This window comes from Amaricoccus sp. (assembly GCF_017995835.1).
Lineage (GTDB): Bacteria > Pseudomonadota > Alphaproteobacteria > Rhodobacterales > Rhodobacteraceae > Amaricoccus.
The window spans coordinates 1-5,707 of sequence record NZ_JAGOID010000143.1 but is presented as its reverse complement, the minus strand read 5'-3'; the positions used below and the strand labels follow the sequence as shown (position 1 = coordinate 5,707).

9 protein-coding genes are annotated in these 5,707 nt (G+C 69.0%); all 9 read left to right on the top strand.

Annotated features, from left to right (window positions below; all coding sequences use genetic code 11):
• A partial coding sequence (locus KBA23_RS15310; protein ID WP_290742663.1) for a molybdopterin dinucleotide binding domain-containing protein occupies positions 1–484 on the top strand: 484 nt, incomplete at its 5' end.
• Positions 485–542: 58 nt separating this feature from the next.
• Positions 543–1,298 (top strand): formate dehydrogenase accessory sulfurtransferase FdhD, encoded by a 756-nt coding sequence (fdhD, locus tag KBA23_RS15305; protein ID WP_290742672.1) that lies wholly within the window; start codon positions 543–545, stop codon positions 1,296–1,298.
• On the top strand, positions 1,288–1,503 hold the full coding sequence (locus tag KBA23_RS15300) for a formate dehydrogenase subunit delta (RefSeq protein ID WP_290742661.1): 216 nt from the start codon (positions 1,288–1,290) through the stop codon (positions 1,501–1,503). Before fdhD ends, KBA23_RS15300 begins: the two co-directional genes overlap by 11 nt.
• Before the next feature lie 213 nt (positions 1,504–1,716).
• Positions 1,717–2,892 carry an ABC transporter substrate-binding protein gene (locus KBA23_RS15295; RefSeq protein WP_290742669.1) on the top strand — a complete coding sequence of 392 codons (1,176 nt, stop codon included), beginning with the start codon at positions 1,717–1,719 and terminating at the stop codon, positions 2,890–2,892.
• A gap of 11 nt (positions 2,893–2,903) precedes the next feature.
• Positions 2,904–3,872: a YVTN family beta-propeller repeat protein gene (locus KBA23_RS15290; RefSeq protein WP_290742659.1), complete on the top strand. Its 969-nt coding sequence runs from the start codon at positions 2,904–2,906 to the stop codon at positions 3,870–3,872.
• 35 nt (positions 3,873–3,907) lie between these two features.
• A complete protein-coding gene (locus KBA23_RS15285; protein WP_290742656.1) occupies positions 3,908–4,402 on the top strand; it encodes a hypothetical protein in 495 nt (164 codons plus the stop codon).
• Between the two features lie 14 nt (positions 4,403–4,416).
• A complete protein-coding gene (locus tag KBA23_RS15280; protein WP_290742654.1) occupies positions 4,417–4,674 on the top strand; it encodes a PepSY domain-containing protein in 258 nt (85 codons plus the stop codon).
• 99 nt (positions 4,675–4,773) lie between these two features.
• Positions 4,774–5,046, top strand: a complete 273-nt coding sequence (locus KBA23_RS15275) for a PepSY domain-containing protein (RefSeq protein WP_290742651.1) — start codon at positions 4,774–4,776, stop codon at positions 5,044–5,046.
• Between the two features lie 113 nt (positions 5,047–5,159).
• On the top strand, positions 5,160–5,707 hold a 548-nt coding region (locus KBA23_RS15270; protein ID WP_290742666.1), incomplete at its 3' end, for an ATP-binding cassette domain-containing protein.

Here is a 5,707-nt window from a genome sequence, read left to right as displayed (position 1 = left end):
GCGCGGCCAGGGCCGCTTCTATGTCACGCGCTACGTGCCGACCAGCGAAAAGGTCAACGCGCGCTTCCCGCTGCTGCTGACCACGGGACGCATCCTCAGCCAGTACAACGTCGGCGCGCAGACGCGACGGACGGAGAACGTGGTCTGGCACGGCGAGGACCTGCTGGAGATCCATCCCCACGACGCCGAGGTTCGCGGCCTGAAGGATGGCGACTGGGTCCGGCTCGCATCGCGGGCGGGGGAGACGACGCTGCGGGCGAACGTCACCGACCGTGTCGCGCCGGGGGTGGTCTACACGACCTTCCATCATCCGGGAACGCACGCCAACGTCATCACCACGGACTTCTCCGACTGGGCGACGAACTGCCCGGAATACAAGGTGACGGCGGTTCAGGTGTCGGCGTCGAACGGGCCGACCGAATGGCAGGAGGACTATGCGGCGCAGGCCGCGCAATCGCGGCGCATCCTGACGGCGGCGGAGTAGCATGGAGCCTGTCGTCCGCGTCCCCGGGCTGGCCGTCCGCGCCGGCGAGGCGCGCGCCATGACGCGCGCGCTGCCGGAGGAGGCCGCCGTCGCAATGGTCTACGACGGCTCGACCCAGGCGGTGCTGATGGCGACGCCGCGCGATCTGGAGGATTTCGGCGTCGGGTTCAGCCTGACCGAGGGGATCGTCGCGCGCCCGGAAGAGATCGAGAGCCTGGAGGTGATCGAGCAGGGGCCCGGCATCGAGGTGCGGATGTGGCTCGCGGGCGACCGCGCCGAGGCGTTGGCCGGGCGGCGGCGGTTCATGGCGGGGCCGGTCGGCTGCGGGCTGTGCGGGCTCGAAAGCCTCGGCGCGGCGCTGCGGCCGGTTCCGCCTGTGGCGGGCGCGGTGCGGCTCTCCGCGGCCGAGATCGAGGCCGCGGTGGCGGCATTGTCGTCGTTCCAGCCGCTCCACGACGAGACGCAGGCGGTGCATGCTGCGGCATTCTGGCGGCCGGGGTCGGGGATTGTCGCGGCGTTCGAGGATGTCGGCCGCCACAATGCGCTCGACAAGCTCGTGGGGGCGCTGGCCCGGCGGGGCGAGCCCGCCGCGGGCGGCGTGGTCATCCTGACGAGCCGCGTCTCGATCGACATGGTTCAGAAGGTGGCGGTCGCCGGGGCGGGCGTCGTCGTGGGGGTCTCGGCCCCGACGGCGCACGCGGTGCGGCTCGCCGACGAGGCGGGGATGACGCTGGTGGCCCTGGCGCGCGAGGACGGGTTCTGCGTCTTTACCCATCCCGGCCGGGTCGAGATGGGGGCACGGGATGTCGCATGACCGCATCGTGATGATGGCGAACCAGATCGCCATCTTCTTCGGCTCGCAGCGGCGCGGGGACCAGGCCGGCCGCGTCGCCGGGCATCTGCGCGACTACTGGGCTCCGGAGATGCGGGCGGCGCTTCTGGCGAAGATCGACGCCGGGGAGGCGGGGATGCACCCGCTGGTGCTCGAGGCGGCGGAGCGGCTGCGCGAGCCGGCCTGAGCGCGACCGCTGACAGGCCTCCGCGCGCGGAGGCCTGCTGCGAGGAGATTCTCGATTTCGATCGGACCACACGGGCGGAGTGGCGCCAAACGGTCCGACAAAAGTATGATTAGCAACTGGTTTTTCGCCATTATCAGAATCTTATGATGATTATCTCCTTAACCCGCGGCGGGGCGCGTGTCTCAATGCGGGCGGGGAGGACAAAAAGTGAAAATGAAAGGATGGCTCCTTGCGGGCGCCGCCCTCGTCGCCTCGGCGGCATGGGCGGTGGACGGGACGGAGTACCGGGCGGCCGTGCTGCGCGTGGACGTGCCGAACCGGCCCCTGCCGATCTCGCGCCTCGACGTGCCGCCGGAGGATCTCGGCTTTGCCGGGGCGACGCTCGGCACGGCGGACAACGCCACGACCGGCAGCTTCATGGGGCAGAAGTTCACGACCGAGACCGTCATCGCCACGCCGGAGACGGCCGAGGCGGAAATGCAGAAGCTGGTCGACGCCGGCATCTGGTGGATCGTCGTGATGGCCGACGCCGACACGACGGTGAAGCTCGCCGACATCGCGGGCGACAGGGCGCTGGTGCTGAACGCGGCGGCGACCGACGACACGCTGCGCGCCGAGGGATGCCGGGCGAACCTGCTGCACACGGCGCCGTCGGACGCGATGCTGACGGATGCGCTGGCGCAGTATCTCGTCTGGAAGAAATGGGACGAGTGGTTCCTGATCGAGGGCAGCCACCCCGAGGATAAGGCGCTGGCCGAGGCCTACCGGCGGGCGGCGACGAAGTTCGGCGCGAAGATCGTCGAGGAGCGGGTGTTCGAGGACACCGGCGGCGCACGGCGCTCGGATTCCGGAACGGTGCAGGTGCAGGGCCAGATGCCCGCCTTCACCCAGCGCGCGCCCGCGCACGACGTCGTGCTCGCCGCCGACCGCTCGGACGTCTTTGCGGTGCATCTGCCCTATCACACCTGGGAGCCGCGGCCGGTCGTCGGCTCGGCGGGGCTCACGCCCGAGAGCTGGCATCCCTCCCACGAGGCCTGGGGCGCGACGCAGTTCCAGACGCGCTTCGAGAGGCAGGCCGGGCGGCCGGCGCAGGACGAAGACTACCAGGTCTGGATGGCGCTGCGCGTGCTCGGCGAGGCGGCGACGCGGACGCAAGGCGGCGACTTCGCCGCCATCCACGACTTCGTGCTGTCGGACGGGTTCGACCTCGCGGCGTTCAAGGGTCAGAAATTGACCTTCCGCGACTGGGACGGCCAGCTCCGGCAGCCGATCCTGCTCGCCTACGACAAGGTGGTGGTGTCGGTCTCGCCGCAGGCGGAGTTCCTCCACCAGGTGAGCCAGCTCGACACGCTCGGGATCGATCGTCCCGAGACCCAGTGCAAGAAATGACGGGAGGAAACATGCGCCCGGCGCAATTCGGCATCCTGCTCGCTTCGGTGGCCTTCGCGGCCGGGCCGGCGTTGGCAGAGAAGATTTTCGTCTCGAACGAGAAGGGAAACACGGTCACCGTGCTCGACGGCGCGAGCCATGAGGTCATCCACACCATCGAGGGGATGCAGCGCCCGCGCGGGATCACCGCCTCGCCGGACGGCAAGCACGTCTACGTGTGCGCCTCCGACGACAATCTGGTGCGCGTCTACGACGCGGAGACCTACGAGGAGCTGCCGAGTCTGCCTTCGGGGCCGGACCCGGAGCTTTTCGTCCTGCACCCTTCCGGCAACCCGCTCTACATCGCCAATGAGGACGACAACATCGTCACCGTGGTCGACGTGGAGACGCGGCAGGTGCTCGCGGAGGTGCCGGTGGGCGTGGAGCCCGAGGGCATGGGCGTGAGCCCGGACGGCAAGATCGTGGTCAACACCTCCGAGACCACGAACATGGCGCACATGATCGACACGGAGACCTACGAGATCGTGGCGAACGTGCTCGTCGACAGCCGCCCGCGCTTCGCGCAGTACACGCCTGACGGCAAGTTCCTGCTCGTCAGCGCCGAGATCGGCGGAACGGTGTCGGTGATCGACACGGCGACGAACGAGATCGTCAAGAAGATCGGCTTCGAGGTGCCGGGCGTCCTGCCGGAGGCCCTGCAGCCGGTCGGCGTGCGCGTCACGGCGGACGGCGCGAAGGCTTATGTCGCGCTCGGGCCGGCGAACCGGGTGGCGGTGGTGGATCTCGGCACGCTCGAGGTCACCGACTACCTCCTCGTCGGCCAGCGGGTCTGGCAGCTCGCCTTCTCGCCGGACGGCAAGCTTCTCTACACGACGAACGGCAATTCCAACGACATCTCGATCATCGACGTGGCGACCGACAAGGTCCTGAAGTCGGTGCAGGTCGGCGAGCAGCCCTGGGGCGTGGTCGCGGTGCCGTGACGGCGCTCATCAACAACAACGATAGGGAGGAAGGGATGAAACTCTGGATGGCCGCTGCGGCGCTGGGCGCGCTGGCGCTGCCGGTCGCGGCGCAGGATGCGGCGGAGGCGCCGAAGATCGAGAACGGCGCCTTCGTGATCGACGCGCCCGAGGGCCAGCACGACTACGGCTTCGCGGGCCTGATGGCGCGCGACAACCGTTCGGACCTGCCGCCGCTGACGCTGTCCTCCGGCAAGCCGGTGGCGGCGGCGACCTACAACCTGAAGTCGGGCACGTACTATCGCATCGACATCGTCTCGGACGGCACGGCAGAGCTCGCGCTCTCGGGCGGCGATTTCTTCAGGGCGGTCTGGATCAACGAGATCGTGGTGAACGACATCGAGATCCGGCCGATGGGCGTGCATTCGATCGAGTTCGATTCCGCCGGCACGGCGCGGATGAGTTTCATCCCGATCGTTCCCGGCACCTACAAGCTGTCGATCCCGGGCTCGAACAGCGAGACCCAGTCGGCTACATTCGTGATCCAGTGAGGGGAGGAACCAGGATGCGACACCTGATCATCGCGGCGGCGGCGCTCGCGCTCGCGCCGTTCGTGGCGGCGGCGGAGGACACCATGACCGCGACCGCCGAGCAGATGGCCCAGATCGACCATACCCTGTCGGCCAGGTCGTGCGAGGTCGATCCGGTCAACGTCGTGGTCGAGGGCGGAGTGTTCGATCTCGACGACGTCATGTGCGCGGACGGCCAATACGACATGAAGCTCGACGCGGGATACAACATCATCGAGGAACGCAAGGAGTAGGGCCGGTGTCCGGCCATGCCGTCGGCCGGTCGCCGGCGGCAGGCGAACAGCGAACGCCGTCATTGCGCCGCATTGGCGCGCAACTGGAGGAACAGATGCATGAACGCTATCCCTGCCCTGATGGTGGCCTTGGCAGCGACGCTGGCCGCGCCCGCGCTCGCACAGGAGATGATGGCCTCGCCCGAGGAGGCGGAAAAGGTGAACGCCGCCATCGCACAGCTCAACTGCGGCCCGCATGAAGAAATCGAGAAGGAGACCGAGGCGCTCTACGAACTCGATGACGTCGTCTGCAAGGCCGCTCAGTACGACATCAAGCTGGACGGAGAGTTCAACGTGATCAGTCTCACCTACGACGGCCCGAACGACGAATAGTGGCGGCAGCGCAAGTCGGCGTCGCGCCGTCGGGCGGGGCGCCCCCGGATCGGCGCGCGACGGCCGCGCTCAGGGTCGAGAACGTCAGCCACAACTTCGGGAAGGCGAGGGCGCTGCGCGACGTGTCCTTCGCGGTGCCGCGAGGTTCCTTCGCCGCGCTGCTCGGCGTCAACGGCGCCGGCAAGACCACGCTGTTCTCGCTGATCACCCGGCTTTATGACAGCACCTCCGGGCGGATCGAGGTGGCGGGTTTCGACGCGCGCCGCCAGCCCGGCGAGGCGCTGGCGCGCGTCGGCGTCGTGTTCCAGAGCAAGGCGCTGGACGGGGATCTGACGCTCTTGCAGAACCTGACCTATCACGCCGCGCTGCACGGGATCGGCGGCCGCGCGGCGGCGGCGCGCATCGCCGAGGTGCTGGCGCTGGTCGGGCTCGCGGACCGCGGCGGGATCAAGGCGAACGCGCTTTCGGGTGGCCAGCAGCGCCGGGCCGAGATCGCGCGGGCGCTGTTGCACCGGCCGCAGCTGCTGCTTCTCGACGAGGCGACGGCGGGACTCGATCTCCACGCCCGGGCGGAGGTGCAGGCGCTGGTGCGGCGGTTGATCGCGGAGGAGGGGGTCTCGACGCTCTGGGCGACGCACGTCTTCGACGAGGTGGAGTCGGG

Bases quoted from the DNA above. Each gene is read 5' to 3' on its own strand.
- KBA23_RS15290 (WP_290742659.1), top strand. From the start codon at position 2,904: ATGCGCCCGGCGCAATTCGGCATCCTGCTCGCTTCGGTGGCCTTCGCG.
- KBA23_RS15275 (WP_290742651.1), top strand. From the start codon at position 4,774: ATGAACGCTATCCCTGCCCTGATGGTGGCCTTGGCAGCGACGCTGGCC.
- KBA23_RS15285 (WP_290742656.1), top strand. From the start codon at position 3,908: ATGAAACTCTGGATGGCCGCTGCGGCGCTGGGCGCGCTGGCGCTGCCG.
- KBA23_RS15300 (WP_290742661.1), top strand. From the start codon at position 1,288: ATGTCGCATGACCGCATCGTGATGATGGCGAACCAGATCGCCATCTTC.
- KBA23_RS15295 (WP_290742669.1), top strand. From the start codon at position 1,717: ATGAAAGGATGGCTCCTTGCGGGCGCCGCCCTCGTCGCCTCGGCGGCA.
- fdhD (WP_290742672.1), top strand. From the start codon at position 543: ATGACGCGCGCGCTGCCGGAGGAGGCCGCCGTCGCAATGGTCTACGAC.
- KBA23_RS15280 (WP_290742654.1), top strand. From the start codon at position 4,417: ATGCGACACCTGATCATCGCGGCGGCGGCGCTCGCGCTCGCGCCGTTC.